This window comes from Haloarcula salinisoli (assembly GCF_019599405.1).
Taxonomy (GTDB): Archaea; Halobacteriota; Halobacteria; order Halobacteriales; family Haloarculaceae; genus Haloarcula; species Haloarcula salinisoli.
Genome location: NZ_RKLQ01000001.1, coordinates 913,407 through 928,642 on the forward strand (window position 1 = coordinate 913,407; position 15,236 = coordinate 928,642).

Below are 15,236 nucleotides of genomic sequence, written 5' to 3' on the forward strand. Positions count from 1 at the left end.
CAGTCAGAACGCGCTGGCGTCGACGCTGCCGACGTACTTCCTGGCCGCCGCGTAGGCCAGGATAGCCACTGCGAGGGTCCCGAAGACCGTCGCGTAGGTCGACAACGTCGGGCTGTCGACGGCGAGCTTTGCGACCGTCGTCGCCGGGTGTTCGGGCAACACCACCGCCGCACCGAACGCCACGAGCGTCAGCACGGAGTACAGCAGCTGTGCAGGCCGTCGTTTCCCGGTTGCGACCCCCAGCACGACGCCGATGGTGACGACCAGCGCAGCGACCGCCGTGACAAAGAGCAGTATGACCGAGACGTTCGCCACGCGGATACCGTTGACCGACAGCAACAGTATCCACAGCAGCGACTGGGCGGGCGCCAGCAGCGCCATCCCCAGGGCCTTCCCGTCGACGATGTCGAGCAAGGAGACGGGCGCGACGCGCAACAGTTCCAGGGTCCCGCGTTCCATCTCCTCGGTGATGGTGTCGACGGCCACCGACCCGCTGATGAACGCCGGCAGGAAGAGCAGTAGCGGAATCAACACCGTGTAGGTGAAGCCGAAGTACGGGCTGGCAGGGACCTGGGGCGGCAGGGGCACCGGGTCCTCGTCCAGCGAGCCGGCCCGATCGAACCGCTCCTGGCGCTCCAGGGTCTCCAGCACCCGGCGGACGTTGACGACGATGAGCGTCGAGCGAATCGACCCCTCGGGGATGCGAGCCGTGACGGATATCTTCTTTCCGGGCCCGGCACTCGACTCGACGTAACTGGCGTTCAGCAGGGCGTCGACGCGGCGCTCCTCGAAGGCCCGCTGGGCGTCCCGGCTGTTGTTGTACGCCTGTATCTCCACGCTGTCGTGTTCGGCGGCCGCTTCCTCTAGTTCGTCCTGGGCATCGCCGGTGACGGCCATCTCGACCTCGCCGGTCGAGACGGAGCCGGGGTCGTACAGCGACGTGAGTCCGACCACCAGGAACGACGAGAAGCCGGCCACGAACAGCTGGATGAGCAGGGCCAGCACGATGGTCTTCTCGCGAGAGAGCGAGCGGACGTCCCGGCGGGCGACTACGATTCGCGGGTCCCGATACCAGGGGCGGTCGTCAGGCAAGGCTACTCACCACCGTGAGGTTGTAGGCGAAGTGAACGACGACGGCCACTCCGACGCCGGCGACGTAGGCCCAGCGGCCTCGACTGGCGCCGAGCGAGGAGATGGCCGCGGTCACCGCGTGCAGGGCGAGCGGGGCGAAGAGGAACAGTAGCGCCACGGCCCAGAGCGGGACGCCGGCGGGCGGTGTCGCACCCTGGACGGCGGCGTCGCCGATGGGTAGACTCTCCAGGTCCGACAGGCGGACGATGAGCAGTCCCTTCTCGGCGATGAAAAATCCAAGGCCCGAGAGTGCGCCAAGTCCGAGCGCCGACCGGAGCGTCCGCTCGTAGCGAGCGTGGGCGTAGCCGGCATAAAGGTGGAGGCTCTTGCCCAGCTCTTCGACGAGGGCGACGACGCCCAGTACGAGCACGATGCCAAGCGACTGGTTCGTCCCGAAGACGTTCAGCGACACCGAATCGAGGACGAACAGGAACGCGATGGCGCCCAGTTCGGCGACGATGACGAAGGGGATGAGAATAGCACTCATCTTCAGCGCGCTCTTGCGGCTCTTTATCTGGCCCGCCAGGGCGTCCAGTACCTTCAGCGGAATCGAACGCTGGGTGAACATATCCTCCTCGCGGTACAGGCCCGCGCCGAGGCCAAAGAGGACGAGCGCGGTAAACAGCGGCGGGAGCGTCGAGAAGGCGAACTCACCCAGCGTTATCGACCGGCCGGTGAGGTCCATCACGACCAGGGTCAGCGGCGAGATGAGCGCGATGGGGGTCACGTCCGTGAAGATGGCCGGCACGAACGCGTAGGAGGTCAGCGTCACCGTGATAGTGACCGTGACGAAGGTCAGTTCCTTGAACGACCGCGCGAACATCGCACCACAGAACGTCGCCGCCAGGAAGAGCATGGCGATGGGCAGGACTGCGGCCACCGCGACGAGGCTTCCGCTCGGGGCGATGCCGGAAAACCGAAGCAGCGCGGTTATTGCGGTCGCGACCCCCATCGCGCCGAGGAAGTACGGCAGCGTCTTCCCGCCGATGATGTCCCCACGGGAGGCCGGTGTCACGAGCAACAGTTCGCCCCGGCGGTTCAGCCGCTCGGAGAGCATCGAGGAGCCGTAGGCCTGGATGACGAAGTTCATCGGGACGATGTAGAGGAAGGCGAGCACGAGCGACTCGAATGGGAAGGGGGGTGAGATATCCCCGGGGGTTCTGCTGTCGACGTCCCCGGTGAGCTGGGCGCCGATGCCACCCAGGTTCGCGCCGCCGCCACCTGCCGCCGCGTCGCCGCTGCCGTCGCTCCCGTCGCCGCCGGCTCCGCCGTCACCGCCGGAGCCGTCGTCGGTCGCCGTCCCCTCTGACCCGGCTGTAGTCCCTCCGTCGGTCCCGTTATCCCCGGACGACGAGCCTTCGTTGCCGCTCCCATCGCCGGATGTTCCGTCATCACCGTTGGTGCGAGTGTCCAGCGCGCTCGTGCCGTTCTGTTCCTGATAGACCAGCGTCACAGAGACCGGGAACGCCGCGGTCTGGTTGTCGGCGCGGGTCATCGTCCGGTCGTTGTACGCCTCCGTACTGCTCCGGAGCGCCTCCAGTGCGGCCGCCTGTTTCTCCGTCTGTGGGCGGGTGAGTCGGTTCGACCCGTAGAAGGTGAGGTCCTGGTCACGTCGCTCGAACGCTTCCTGGTCGGGTTCCTGCACCCTGAAGCTCGGGTCCTCACTGGCGACGTCGTAGTAGGGGTTCGACTCCTCGACGCCGACGCGGTAGATGTCCGCGTTCAGTCCGGGACCGCTCCCGCTGGCCGCGACAGCCGCGACCGACCCCATCGCGAGGATAGCCAGGACCATCACCACGATGGTCTTCCTGTCGACACCGCCGGCGTTTTTCGTCACCTCCCACTTCGCGACCCGCAGCAGCTTCGCGGGTCGCATCTACTCGCCGTCCTCCCCGACGTACCGGGTCCCCCGGGTGCCGGCCTCGGCGACGTTGAGGAACACCTCTTCGAGGCTGGACTCCTCTGTCCTGATATCGACCACCTGCCCGCCGGCCTCCTCCGCGGCGGTTCGGGTTTCTTCGACGGCGTCCATGCTCTCGACTTCCGTCCGGAAGTTGCCGTTCTCACGAACTGCGTCAGGCACCTCGACGGTGGTGTAGACGTGATAGCGCGTCTCGCCGTACTCCGCCTGAAGTTCGTCCAGGTCCCCTCTGGCGACGATTTGCCCCTCGTTCATGATGGCGACCCGGTCGCAGATAGACTCGACGTGAAAGAGGTTGTGCGCCGAGAAGACGATGGTCTTGCCGTCTTCTGCTAGCTGCTCGGTGAACTCGATGACGTAGTTCGTCGTCAGCGGGTCCAGCCCCGAGGCGGGCTCGTCGTAGATGAGCACGTCGGGGTCGTTGATGAGCGACCGGGCGATGGCCACCTTGCGTTTCATCCCCTTGGACATATCGCCCAGCTTGCGCTCCTTGTGTTCGAGCTGCAGTTCGTCCAGAGTCTCGTGCATCCGTTCCTCGGCCACGTCGCCGGGGACGTCGTAGAGGTCCGCAAAGAACTGCAGATAGGAGATGGGCGTCATCTCCTCGTACAGTGGCGACTCCTCCGGGAGAAAGCCGAGTTGCTGGCGCATCTCCGTCGTCTCGGTGTCCATGCCGGCAATTTCGGCGGTACCGCCCGTCGGTTCGAGCAGGCCGGCGAGCATCTTCAGGGTTGTCGTCTTCCCGGCTCCGTTGGGACCGATGACCCCGAACACCTCACCCCGGTCCACCGAGAACGTGCTCCCCTCGACGGCGACGAAATCGCCGTACTCCTTCCGAAGGTCACGGGCGTCTATCATCTGGCAAGCGGTTATGCCCGGACTAACCTATACTTTGGTACCGTTCTATCCCTTCTGATAATGCCACTCGCAGTTGGCGAGACCGACTACGCCATCGAACAGACGCCGGATGGCCGTCGACTCCTCGTCAGACGGGCCGTCGAAGCCCCGGTCGACGTCGTCTGGGACGTGCTAACCGACACGGAGCGATGGCCCGACTGGGGCCCCTCGATAACCGCCGTCGAACTTACAGCCCGACGTGGTTCGTCTCACTCCGTTCGACGAACTGCCGTCGAGTCACCGGACCGCTACATTTCCGCCGGGAGTCGCGGTCGAGTCCGGGCGCTCGGCGCCGTCTGGCTGCCCTTCGAGATAACGTCCTGCAAGAACTACCGGTGGACGTGGAGAGTCGCCCGCGTCCCGGCCACCGGCCACTTCGTCGAGACCCACCCTGCGGGAAGTGTCGTCGGCTTCGAACTCCCACCGCTCGCCGCCGGTTACGTACCCGTCTGTCGGCGCGCGTGTGCCCGTATCGCAGCACTCGCTGAGTCGTGACTCGACAGCAGGATTCGACTGCAGAGAACGCCGGACTGGACAGTAGAAAGCCGGTGTGGAGAACTACTGTTTCGCGACTCGCGCGTCAGATACCTGATGAATGTCGTCGTCGATACCGCTGCCGTCACAGTCCTCGTTCGGACAGCGATAGTGCCACCCGTCCTCCGTCGCCGCTCGCTCGGTGAACCGACCGCCACACTCGTCGCAGTACAGCTGCCCGGCCGAGCAGGTGTCCAGATGGAGTTCGAGTTCGAGTTCGGTCCCGAATGTCCGCTTGCAGTTCCGGCAGGTGTGGGGCATATCCGAATGTTCATATTCCGCCCTTATAGCTACACCGGAACGTTCACAACGCGCGAAGGGAGCGGCAGAAAAGCCCTGTTCTGGGCGGTTTTCCGACAATACCGACAAGTTCGGCCCGCCGCTATCGTCCCCGTGTCACACGGTTCGGTGACCCTACTTCTCGGGGTATCGTGTTGTCTGTCCCACTGGGCGTCGACTATACTGATAAGTGGTAACTTGTGCCGTGATTATCTGGCCCGGACCTCGAACCTGGCGCCGCCGGCCTCGCTCTCGCCCGCGACGATATCCCACCCGTGCGACGTGGCGATGCTCTCGGCGACGAACAGGCCGTACCCTTCCCCATCGCGGGCTGTGCCGTACCCCTGCTCGAAGACGCGTTGCCGGTCCTCGGCGGGGATGCCGGGGCCGTCGTCGGCGACGTAGAATCCCGACTCGGCGTCACCCACGGTGACTGTGGCGTCGTCGCCGTGGACGACGGCGTTCTCGAAGAGCCGTTCGAGGATGAGTCGGAGACAGTCGGGGTCCGCCTGCACTGTCGCCGTGGTCTCGACCCTGAGCCGCTCGGCCGAGCCGCCGCTGTCCCGCCACACCCGCTCGGCCATCTCGGCGAGGTCGACGGGTTCGGTGCCCTCGATAGGGCCGGCCACGCTTGCGACCGTCGAGAGCTCCGACAGCAGCGACTGGACCCGCCCGACGGAGCGGTCGATAGCGTCGGTGTGTGTGTCCTCGACGTCGAGCAGTTCGAGCCGACCGGTGACGACGTTCAGCGGGTTCTTCGCGTCGTGGGCGAGCGCCCCGACGATGGTCTTCCAGCGCTCGGCCTGGACGATGCCGTCCAGCGCCGGCGTCCTGACGTGGGCCTCGATACGAGCGGCCAGTTCCTCGACCCGGTCTGCCGACCACCCCGTGAGATATTCCGTGACACCGGCCGAGAGAGCGGTCTGGACGCGGTCGCCGTCGACGTCTTCGCTGACCAGCACGACCGGGAGCGTCCAGTCGTTTCGACGGACACGCCGAAACGTCTCCACGCCGTCTGCCCCCGGCGGGTCGTCGACGACGACGAGCGCGTCCGCATCGTTCAGTTCGGCCTCCAGCCCGTCCGCGCCAGCGGTCACGACGGTGAGACGACTCCGTTCGGCCAGTCCCGTCGGTAATCCACCGATTCCCCCCGACTCAGCACCTGTGACAACGACCGTCCGTTCGGCTGCCCGCTCACTCATTCAGTATGAATTTGAAAACCTAGGTAAAGAAGCCGTCGGCCGTCTAGGGGTGTTTCGGCGGCTCTGGTTGTCGACCGGCTGAACCCGGTCGACGTGTGCCGCAGACTTCTTTTCGTACTCCGGCGGCTCTTTATACCAATACGTCTGCGGCTCTGCTTGGCGACGCGAAAATACGCGTCGCCGTTCGCCGCAGACCTATAACAATCCGTCTGCGGCTCTGCTTGGCGACGCGAAAATACGCGTCGCCGTTCGCCGCAGACCTATAACAATCCGTCTGCGGCTCTGCTTGGCGACGCGAAAATACGCGTCGCCGTTCGCCGCAGACCTATAGCAATCCGTCTGCGGCTCTGCTTGGCGGCCGGCTAAACCCGGCCGCCGTTCGCCGCAGACCTATAGCAGGTCTTCCACGTGTTCTGCTACTTCGTTCGGCGTGTCGCCGACGGCGACACCGTTGTTCTCCAGCGCGGAGATCTTGGACTCGGCGGTGCCGGTCCCGGAGCCGGAGACGATGGCGCCGGCGTGGCCCATTCGTTTGCCAGGCGGCGCGGTGCGGCCGGCGATGAAGCCGACCACGGGCGTGTCCATGTGCTCGCCGATGTAGCGGGCTGCTTCCTCCTCGTCCTCGCCGCCGATTTCGCCACACATGGCGACGACGTGGGTGTCGGGGTCTGCCTCGAACAGTTCGAGGGCGTCGATGAAGTCCGTCCCGATGATGGGGTCGCCGCCGATACCGATAGCGGTCGACTGGCCCAGCCCGCGCTCGGTGAGGTTGTCGACGACCTGGTACGTAAGCGTGCCAGAGCGTGACACAAGGCCCACGTTACCCGACGAGAAGATGTTGCCTGGCAGGATGCCGAGCTTGGCGACGCCGGGCGTGATGAGGCCAGGGCAGTTCGGCCCGACGAGGTGCGTGTCGGTCTCCTGTAGCTTACGGTAGACCCGAGCCATGTCCTGGGTCGGGATACCCTCGGTGATGGCGACGACGAGGTCCAGCCCGTCGGCGTCGAGTGCCTCGAAGCAGGCGTCACCGGCGAAGGCCGGTGGGACGAACACGACGGAGGCGTTGGCGTCCTCCTCGCGGGCGGCCTGGTGGACGGTGTCGTACACCGGGACCCCGGCCACCTCCTGGCCGCCGCGGCCGGGCACCGCGCCGGCGACGACGTTGGTGCCGTATTCGAGCATCTGCTCGGTGTGGAACTTCCCTTCGCCGCCCGTGATACCCTGTACAACGACGCGTGTGTCTTCGTCGACTAGTACGCTCATTCTTCTTCCTCCTCCGCGTAGCTGACCGCCCGCTGGACGGCGTCCTCCAGCGTGTGTTCGACCGTGACGAGGTCCTCGTTGAGAATCTCCATGCCCTCTTTGGCGTTAGTCCCAGCCAGTCGGACGGTGACTGGCTTGGGAATCTCGTCGAACTGCTCTAGAGCCTGGTTGATACCGTTTGCCACCTCGTCACCGCGGGTGATACCGCCGAAGATGTTGAAGACGACCGAATCGACGTTGTCGTCCGAGAACACCATATCCAGCGCGTTGGCGATGCGGTCGGCCTTCGCGCCGCCGCCGACGTCGAGGAAGTTGGCGGGCTCGCCGCCGTAGTAGTCCACGAGGTCCAGTGTCGTCATCACGAGGCCCGCGCCGTTGCCGATGATGCCGACGTTGCCCTCGAGTCGGACGTAGTCGAAGCCGTACTCGTCGGCCTTCTGTTCGAGTTCGTCGCCGTCGGCGGCTTCCTCGCCCATCTCCTGCAGCTCGGGCTGGCGGAAGAGGGCGTCCCCGTCGATGTTCATGACGGCGTCGGCCGCGACAACGTCACCGTCGCTGGTAATCATCAGCGGGTTGACCTCGACGTCCGCGCCGTCGCGGTCGTCCCAGAGCTGGTAGAGCGTCGTCAGGACGCGCGCGACGTCGTTGGCGACCTCTCGGTCGACACCGGCGTCGTAGACTGCCTTGCGCGCCTGGAACGGGTGCATCCCGAAGGCTGGGTCGATATGTTCGCGAGCGATAGCCTCTGGCGTCTCCTCGGCGACCGACTCGATGTCGACGCCGCCTTTCGTCGAGACCATGGCGACGGGACGGCCCTCACCGCGGTCCATCGTCACGCCGACGTAGAGTTCGTTGACGAAGTCGACGGCTTCCTCGACGAGTACCTTCGAGACGTGGAACCCCTTGAGGTCCATGCCGAGGATAGCGTCGGCGGCCTCGCGGGCCTCCGCTTTGTCCTCGACGAGCTTGATGCCGCCGGCCTTCCCGCGACCGCCGACGTGTACCTGTGCCTTGATAGCGACCGGATAGCCGATGCCTTCGGCCGCGTCGACGGCCTCGTCGACTGTCTCGGCCAACGTGGACGCGGGTGTGGGAACGCCCGCGTCGGCGAAGACCTGTTTCGCCTGGTATTCATGCAATCGCATGTCATGCGGAAGGGCGGGGCGGGGCGGTTTAAATCCGTCTTTCGCGGACGGTCCCGCCGGGTGTCTCGGTGGCAGATTCGTACAGAAATGCCCCGTAGAATCGAACGTTCCGGTAGCTATCTGGCCCGCTGTCGGTACTGCCGTGGAGTTATGTCGACGTCCCGCGCCGACTTTCCTGCCAGCGCGCCCTGGCTCGCAGGACGCCCGCACCGGCGAGCAACACGGCCTGATGGAGGGCCGTCCCGAGGGCGAGGGCCCCGGTGACGCTTACGCCGACGACCCAGACCGGCGCGCCCTGGACCAGCAAGACGACGAGCACCATCGCGGCAGCCATCGCACCGTTTCGCACCGCACAGCGCCACTCCGCGGCGAGCAACGCGGAGAGACTGGCCTCCAGTGTCTCCTCGTCCGCGAGACGGTCGAAGCACATACTCGTAATTTGGGCCGAAGCGGCCTAAATCCTCGCAAGAAACCCTGTCTTTTCAGGGCAGGAAATCGGCCTGACAGGCGGGGCAGGTGAGCATCCCACAGCGGTCGGTGCAGTGTCGTTCGTTCTCGCACAGTTCGCACTCGGTTATCTCGCCGTACCGCGGTCCGTCGCTCGTTGAGCCGTTCGTCAACGCCGATATGTCGCGACTGGCGGGATTCATCTGGGAGTCGTAATGTAGATTATCCAACCTTATAACCCCAATTTTCCCACGGTCCAGCGAGCGTAGATTACGGTGACAGTGGCGCTGCCGTGCGACGCTGTTTTGGCCATCGGGCTCGCTCGTGGACCTATGAACGAGGACGCGCTCGATTCGCTCGCGGCCGCGGTCCGAACCGCCGACACCACCGTGGCGCTGTCGGGGGCGGGCGTCTCGACGGCTTCCGGCATCCCCTCGTTCCGGGGGGAAGACGGCATCTGGAACGACTGGGACCCGAAGACGTTCCATCGCCGGCGCCTCGATGCCGACCCGGCCGGGTTCTGGGCCGACCGGGTCGAGCTTCGAGCGGAGCTGGTCGGTGGCGACCCCGAGCCCAACGCCGCTCACGACGCGCTCGCGGCGATGGAAGGCGACGGCCACCTCGAAGCGGTACTCACACAGAACGTCGACGGGCTCCACACGGCCGCTGGGAGCGCCCGCGTCGTCGAACTCCACGGGACGAATCGACGGGTGCGCTGTGAGGACTGCGGGGCGACCGAACCGGCCGAGCCGGTGTTCGACCGGGCGGCCGACGCGGCGAGTGCGGGCACAGACGGTGGCTCGCTCCCGCCCCGCTGTGACTGTGGCGGTATCTACCGGCCAGACGTGGTGCTGTTTGGCGAGTCACTCGCCGACGCGGTGCTGGCGGAGGCCCAGCGGCTGGCCCGCGAGAGCGACGTGTTCCTGGCCGTGGGGTCGTCGCTGTCGGTCCGGCCCGCCGCGCTGTTGCCCAGGATCGCCCGGGAGGCGGGCGCGACGCTGGCTATCGTTAACTTCGAGGCGACGCCCCACGACGAGACGTCGGAGTATCTGTTTCGCGAGGACGTGACGACCGTGCTCCCGGCACTCTGGGACCGGCTCTAGAGTTCGACGCTGCCCGGAATGAGGCTGCGGCTGCGCAGGAGGTTCCCGCCCTCGTCGTACACCAGCAGTGTCGACTTCTCGTACACGAGCGACTTCCCGTTGCTGTCGGTCAGTCGAACCTCGTACTCACCGTCTCCGTCGTGTCGCTGGGCCGCCGAGACGAGTGTATCCACCGCTTCGACCGGCGCGGCCACCTCGAAGATGAACTCCCCGGTCAGTCGGTCGGTCAGCGAGAGGACACCGTCCTCGGAGTCGGCCTGGTGACGGACGGCCACGTCCAGCTCGCTGGAGTCGAGCGTCGCCTCCGCCGTCTCGGTGAGACGGTCCCGAAGCCCGCCAGACGGGCCCGTGTACTCTATCGCTATCGTGGGGATACCGTCGTCGCCCGGTTCCGGCCGGAAGTCGATGGTGAAGTAGTCGCGCCTCATTCGGATACGGTAGTTTGGATGGCCGTCCCAAAGAACGTATCGGCGCGCTATCCCGTGACTGATACTCCCAGCTGTCCCAAACTGAGATACTCGCCACCCCGGTGGGGCGGATATTTTCTCGAACGTACAGCTGGCAGTATGACCGGTAGATTTTACCGGGTCGACGGTGGCCCTGCAAACAGCATGGCGTGGGTCAAATCCGAATACGCCGGTGAACTGGCAGTACTGTCGACGTGGCTCGTGGCCGTCGCGCCCTGGTCGGTCTCTATCTTCCGGGAGGGTCCGCTGACGGCCGTCGTGTTTCGGTTTCTCCCCTTCCGAATCCAGTATCTGTACGGCGTCTCCATCTCGAACGAACTGAACTTCGTCTGGGCCTGGCGGGCGATGCAGTTCCCGGACAACACCGGCCGTGCGGCCGTCCTCTGGACGCTCGCACTGGCTGTGGTGGCCGTCGCCGTCTGCGCCAGCGCCTACTACTACCATCGCGAGGCGGAGTTCACCGACCGGTTGCCGCTCCACCCGGTCCGGTTCTTCGGTGGCCTGCTCGGCGTCGGCGGCCTGCTTGTGCTGGTCGCGACGGTCTTGCTGAACCTGGCGGGCGGATTCTTCGGGACGACGATTCCCGTCGGCGCGCTGGTCGCGCCAGTGCTCGCCGCCGTCCTGCTTACCGTCGACCTGACATAGTGTCGGCCGACCAGTTCTCAGGTCTGAACACAGTTGCCGAGTCGGCGAGCGAATTTAAGTAGCTGGCAACCAAACCCAGTCTACATCCACGGTACCTATCTCTTGACCGATGTCTAACCCCGAAACACCCGAGGCCGGTGACAGCGTCCAGAACCCACTGGGCCAGATACAGGCGTGGCTCTCACGGACCGCCACCATCCTGTCGGGGACGGCGGTGCCCGAATCGAACTACGACCCGGCCCGCCACGGGACGCTGGCGCGCTTTACCGGTCTGGAGGGGTGGGAGGAACTCGAACGCTACTGGCTCAACGCGCCCTTCGCCTTCGTCTCTATCAACCGAGACCCCGAGACCGACGAAAAGCGCTACCAGGTCGTCGAGCCCTCGCTGACCGACTTCGAGTCCGAGCTCCTGGACCGACTGTACGAGGACATCCGGGGGCCGCTCATCTACCGCGAATCGGTCGATACGGACCCCGAGCAAGCGCTCCGCGAGGAGCTGTACGACCGGCTGGAGGAGTACGGCGTCGTCATCGAGGCCGAAACGTTCTACCGGCTCTTTTACTACCTCTATCGGTCGTTCCAGGGCTATGGCCGCATCGACCCGCTGATGCACGACCCGGCCATCGAGGACATCTCCTGTGACGGCTCGGACCTCCCCATCTTCGTCTACCACGACGAGTACACCGACATCGAGACGAACATCGCCTTCGAGGAGCAGGAGCTGAACAACTTCGTCATCCAGCTCGCCCAGCGGTCGGGCCGGCACGTCTCGATTTCGGACCCCGTCGTCTCGACGACGCTGCCGGACGGCTCCCGCATCGAACTGGCACTGGGCGAGGAGGTCACCCCGCGCGGGTCGGCATTCACTATCCGGAAGTACGCCGACGAACCGTTCACGCCTATCGACCTGCTGAACTTCGGCACCTTCTCCCTGGAGATGCTCGCCTATCTGTGGCTGGCCATCGAGTCCAACAAGTCGCTCATCTTCGCCGGTGGGACGGCGGCGGGCAAGACCACCTCGATGAACGCGCTGGCGATGTTCATCCCGCCCCGCTCGAAGGTGCTGACCATCGAGGACACCCGCGAGCTCTCGCTGTATCACGACAACTGGCTCTCCTCGGTCACCCGGGAACGGCTGGACGACTCCGACATCACGATGTATGACTTGCTCCGGTCCGCGCTGCGTCACCGCCCGGAGTACATCATCGTCGGCGAGGTCCGTGGCGAGGAGGCTATTACGCTGTTCCAGGCGATGAACACCGGTCACACGACTTTCTCGACGATGCACGCCGACTCCGTCCAGACGGTCATCAACCGGCTGGAGAACGAGCCCATCAACGTCCCCCGGCCGATGGTCCAGAGCCTCGATATCCTCTGTGTCCAGGTGCTGGCCCGCTCGGGCGAGGAGCGGGTCCGTCGGGCGAAGACGCTCGCGGAGATTGAGGGTATCGACCAGCGGACCGGTGAACTGGACTACTCGACGACCTACGCCTGGGAAGCCACGCGAGACACCTTCCAGGAGCGCAACAGCGAGCTCGTCGACGAGATACGCGAGGAACGGGGGTGGAGCCAGTCCGAGCTGCTCACCGAGATAAACGACCGCAAGCGCTTCCTCACCTTCCTCCAGGACCGGGGCGTCACCGACTACCGGCGCTTCACCGCGATGGTCAACAAGTACTACGCGGACAAAGCCCGAGTGATGGAGCGAATCGGCTCCACAGAGTCAGCGTAAGATGGCGCTGAACCCGCTGGGACTGGCACCGCTTCTGGTCGTCGTGGGGATTCTCGGCCTCGTCTTGCTCTCCTCGGCCAGCGAGGCCGTCGAACGACGGCTGACGCGTATCGCCCGACGGCTCTTCGGTCGGTACGTCAGTGACTCGCCGGAGCGCGAGCGCCAGCTCGAAGCCGCCTACGTCGGCCAGTCCTACCGGACCTACGCCACGCGGACCTACTTTTACACCGGGCTGGCAGCTATCGGGGGCGCCGTCGCCGGCGCCTACGCCGTCGGCGGGTTCCTCCTGCTCGTCCCCACCATCATCGACCTCATGATGGGGCTCCCGCGGACGATGGTCAACGCGCTCGGCATCCGGGGGTTCGAACTCGTCCTTTCGGAGACCCAGACACTGGTCATCCTCGTCGCGAGCGGCGTCGTCTTCGGGGCCGTCACGGCGCTTTTGACCTACGTGATGCGCTGGGAGATGCCGAAAAACAGGGCCGACGTGCGCCAGCGCAACATCGACGCGGGGATGGCCCGGACCATCGCGTTCATGTACGCCCTCTCCCGGGGAGGGATGTCTTTCCCGGAGGTGATGGCGGTCCTGGCGAAAAACGAGGAGATATACGGCGAGAACGCCCGGGAGTTCGGCGTCGCCGTCCGCGAGATGGACCTGTTCGGCCAGGACATGATATCGGCCATCAAACGGATGAACCGGCGGACGCCCAGCGAGCGGTTCAAGACCTTCTCGGAGAACCTCTCGTCGGTCCTCCAGAGCGGCCAGTCGCTCTCGTCGTTCCTGCACAACCAGTACGAGCGCCACCAGGAGGAGGCCGAAGAGCGTCAGGCGGACCTGCTGGAGTCGCTGGCCACCGTCGCCGAGGCGTACGTCACCATCTTCGTCGCCGGCGTCCTCTTCCTCATCACTATCCTGATGGTGTTCGGGCTGACGACGACGGACACCCTTCCGTTCCTCCAGTTGCTTGGCTATCTCGCGATTCCGCTCGCGAACATCGGGTTCATGGTGTACCTCAACCAGAAGCTCTCCGCGCTGGGTATCGGTGAGACCGGCACGACGAGGGCACTGGAACGTGTTACGACTGCTACGCTCGGGCGCCCGTCGGACGCCAGTGACGCGACTGGGCTGACGGACGGCGGCACCGTGCGCGAGGGGGACCCCAACTGGGCACGGTTGCGATTCCACGATCGTATCGGGTCCCTGAAATCGGCCCTGCGCTCGCCCGCTCGCACCCTCGTCTGGAACCCGACCCACGTGCTCTATATCGCGGTCCCCGTCGCACTCTTGCTGTTTGCTGTCCGTCTCCCGTCGGCGTTCCAGACCAGTTCTGTCAACGTCCGGATTCTGGACGACCTGCTGGTGCAGTCGCTACTCCTGGTGCTTGGCTCCTTTGCCGTCGTCCGGACCATCTACGCCCGGCGGGTCAGCCGCATCGAGGCGGCGACCCCAGAGCTTCTGGAACGGCTCGCCAGCCTCAACGAGGCCGGGATGACACTCGTCGAGAGCCTCCGGCGGGTCCGGGGGAGCGACGTGGGCGTTCTCACCCCCGAGGTCGAACGCATCTGGGCCGACATCAGCATGGGCGCAAACGTCGACGACGCGCTCGTCCGATTCGGCCGCCGTATCCGGACTACCGCCATCTCCCGTGTCGTGACGCTGCTGACGAACGCGATGCACGCCTCGGGCCAGCTGGGGTCAGTGTTGCGCATCGCGGCCACGCAGGCACGGGCCGACCACCGCCTGCGCAACCGCCGGCGCCAGCAGATGCTGACGTATCTCGTGGTCATCTACATCGCTTTCTTCGTCTTCCTGGTCATCATCGTCGCCGTCCAGGAGGTGCTCGTGCCGGCGCTCCCGTCGTCGGTGCCCACGCCCGAGAACGCGAACCGTCTGGCCGTCAACACCGACCAGTTCGCCCGCCTCGGCCAGGTGGACAAGGCCGCCTACACGCTCGTGTTCTTCCATATCGCGCTCATCCAGGCCCTCCTGACCGGGTTCATCGGTGGCCAGCTCGGCGAGGGGAGCCTCAAAGACGGGGCCAAACACGCCGCCGTCCTGCTGGGCATCGCCTACGTCGCCTTTGTCCTGCTCTCCTCACCGGTGGCCTCGATGACCGTCGAGAACCCCAGCGTCGAGGGCGGACAGCTCACCGTCGACTCGGCGTCGGTGTCCACTGGCGGGTTCATCGTCGTCCACGCCCAGGACGCCAACGGCACCGTCCTGGGCACCTCGGGGTATCTCGAACCCGGCTCGCACGAGGACGTGGTGATCACGCTCGACCAACAGCCGCCCGACCGGCAGCCGCTGGTGCTGGTCGCCCATCGGGACACCAACGAGAACCAGCGGCTGGACTACGACTTCGAGAACCCGGGTGAGACCGACGGGCCGTATCCCGCGGCCGGGCAGAGCGAATTCGTCTCCATAACCGTGGAATTGCCCGAAGAGAGAAGGTAGTGTCGGGCGTCAGCG

At 65.6% G+C, this 15,236-nt stretch carries 15 protein-coding genes; 5 read left to right on the top strand and 10 right to left on the bottom strand.

The features are described 5' to 3' along the window. Positions 1 to 3 precede the first annotated feature (3 nt). The 3 genes from EGD98_RS04780 to EGD98_RS04790 are packed head-to-tail and all read right to left on the bottom strand — an operon-like array spanning position 4 to position 3,910. Positions 4 to 1,092 (bottom strand): ABC transporter permease, encoded by a 1,089-nt coding sequence (locus tag EGD98_RS04780; RefSeq protein ID WP_220587206.1) that lies wholly within the window; start codon positions 1,090 to 1,092, stop codon positions 4 to 6. Further along, entirely contained in the window at positions 1,085 to 3,007 is a 1,923-nt protein-coding gene (locus EGD98_RS04785) for an ABC transporter permease family protein (protein ID WP_220587207.1), read from the bottom strand. The genes EGD98_RS04780 and EGD98_RS04785 overlap by 8 nt, the downstream gene beginning before the upstream one ends. Next, complete coding sequence (locus EGD98_RS04790) at positions 3,008 to 3,910, bottom strand: ABC transporter ATP-binding protein (RefSeq protein WP_220587208.1); 903 nt, start codon at positions 3,908 to 3,910, stop codon at positions 3,008 to 3,010. It lies immediately after the preceding gene. 60 nt (positions 3,911 to 3,970) lie between these two features. Between EGD98_RS04790 and EGD98_RS04795 the strand changes: the two genes are divergently transcribed. Next, positions 3,971 to 4,444, top strand: a complete 474-nt coding sequence (locus tag EGD98_RS04795; RefSeq protein ID WP_220587209.1) for an SRPBCC family protein — start codon at positions 3,971 to 3,973, stop codon at positions 4,442 to 4,444. Between the two features lie 63 nt (positions 4,445 to 4,507). Here the strand turns inward: EGD98_RS04795 and EGD98_RS04800 are convergent, their stop codons facing one another. The 6 genes from EGD98_RS04800 to EGD98_RS04825 form a co-directional block, all read right to left on the bottom strand. Next, positions 4,508 to 4,744: a transcriptional regulator gene (locus EGD98_RS04800; RefSeq protein WP_220587210.1), complete on the bottom strand. Its 237-nt coding sequence runs from the start codon at positions 4,742 to 4,744 to the stop codon at positions 4,508 to 4,510. A gap of 227 nt (positions 4,745 to 4,971) precedes the next feature. Continuing rightward, positions 4,972 to 5,964: a sensor histidine kinase gene (locus EGD98_RS04805; protein ID WP_220587211.1), complete on the bottom strand. Its 993-nt coding sequence runs from the start codon at positions 5,962 to 5,964 to the stop codon at positions 4,972 to 4,974. A 390-nt stretch (positions 5,965 to 6,354) separates the two neighbouring features. Next, entirely contained in the window at positions 6,355 to 7,227 is an 873-nt protein-coding gene (sucD, locus tag EGD98_RS04810) for a succinate--CoA ligase subunit alpha (RefSeq protein WP_220587212.1), read from the bottom strand. After that, on the bottom strand, positions 7,224 to 8,372 hold the full coding sequence (gene sucC, locus EGD98_RS04815) for an ADP-forming succinate--CoA ligase subunit beta (RefSeq protein WP_220587213.1): 1,149 nt from the start codon (positions 8,370 to 8,372) through the stop codon (positions 7,224 to 7,226). Before sucC ends, sucD begins: the two co-directional genes overlap by 4 nt. Before the next feature lie 148 nt (positions 8,373 to 8,520). Then, entirely contained in the window at positions 8,521 to 8,802 is a 282-nt protein-coding gene (locus tag EGD98_RS04820; RefSeq protein ID WP_220587214.1) for a hypothetical protein, read from the bottom strand. A 52-nt stretch (positions 8,803 to 8,854) separates the two neighbouring features. Beyond that, positions 8,855 to 9,022, bottom strand: a complete 168-nt coding sequence (locus EGD98_RS04825; protein ID WP_220587215.1) for a hypothetical protein — start codon at positions 9,020 to 9,022, stop codon at positions 8,855 to 8,857. Between the two features lie 129 nt (positions 9,023 to 9,151). Here EGD98_RS04825 and EGD98_RS04830 point away from each other — a divergent pair, with 129 nt between their 5' ends. Continuing rightward, on the top strand, positions 9,152 to 9,922 hold the full coding sequence (locus tag EGD98_RS04830) for an NAD-dependent protein deacylase (RefSeq protein ID WP_220587216.1): 771 nt from the start codon (positions 9,152 to 9,154) through the stop codon (positions 9,920 to 9,922). On the opposite strand, the gene EGD98_RS04835 is transcribed toward EGD98_RS04830, so the two are convergent. Next, complete coding sequence (locus tag EGD98_RS04835) at positions 9,919 to 10,350, bottom strand: DUF5793 family protein (RefSeq protein ID WP_220587217.1); 432 nt, start codon at positions 10,348 to 10,350, stop codon at positions 9,919 to 9,921. The two genes, EGD98_RS04830 and EGD98_RS04835, sit on opposite strands and share 4 nt — an antisense overlap. 138 nt (positions 10,351 to 10,488) lie before the next feature. On the opposite strand from EGD98_RS04835, the gene EGD98_RS04840 reads away from it, so the two are divergent. From EGD98_RS04840 to EGD98_RS04850, 3 genes are all read left to right on the top strand, one after another. Beyond that, positions 10,489 to 11,034 carry a DUF7549 family protein gene (locus EGD98_RS04840; RefSeq protein ID WP_236039229.1) on the top strand — a complete coding sequence of 182 codons (546 nt, stop codon included), beginning with the start codon at positions 10,489 to 10,491 and terminating at the stop codon, positions 11,032 to 11,034. Positions 11,035 to 11,143: 109 nt separating this feature from the next. Beyond that, on the top strand, positions 11,144 to 12,766 hold the full coding sequence (locus tag EGD98_RS04845) for a type II/IV secretion system ATPase subunit (protein WP_220587218.1): 1,623 nt from the start codon (positions 11,144 to 11,146) through the stop codon (positions 12,764 to 12,766). 1 nt (position 12,767) lies between these two features. Then, positions 12,768 to 15,221: a type II secretion system F family protein gene (locus EGD98_RS04850; RefSeq protein ID WP_220587219.1), complete on the top strand. Its 2,454-nt coding sequence runs from the start codon at positions 12,768 to 12,770 to the stop codon at positions 15,219 to 15,221. Positions 15,222 to 15,236 lie beyond the last annotated feature (15 nt).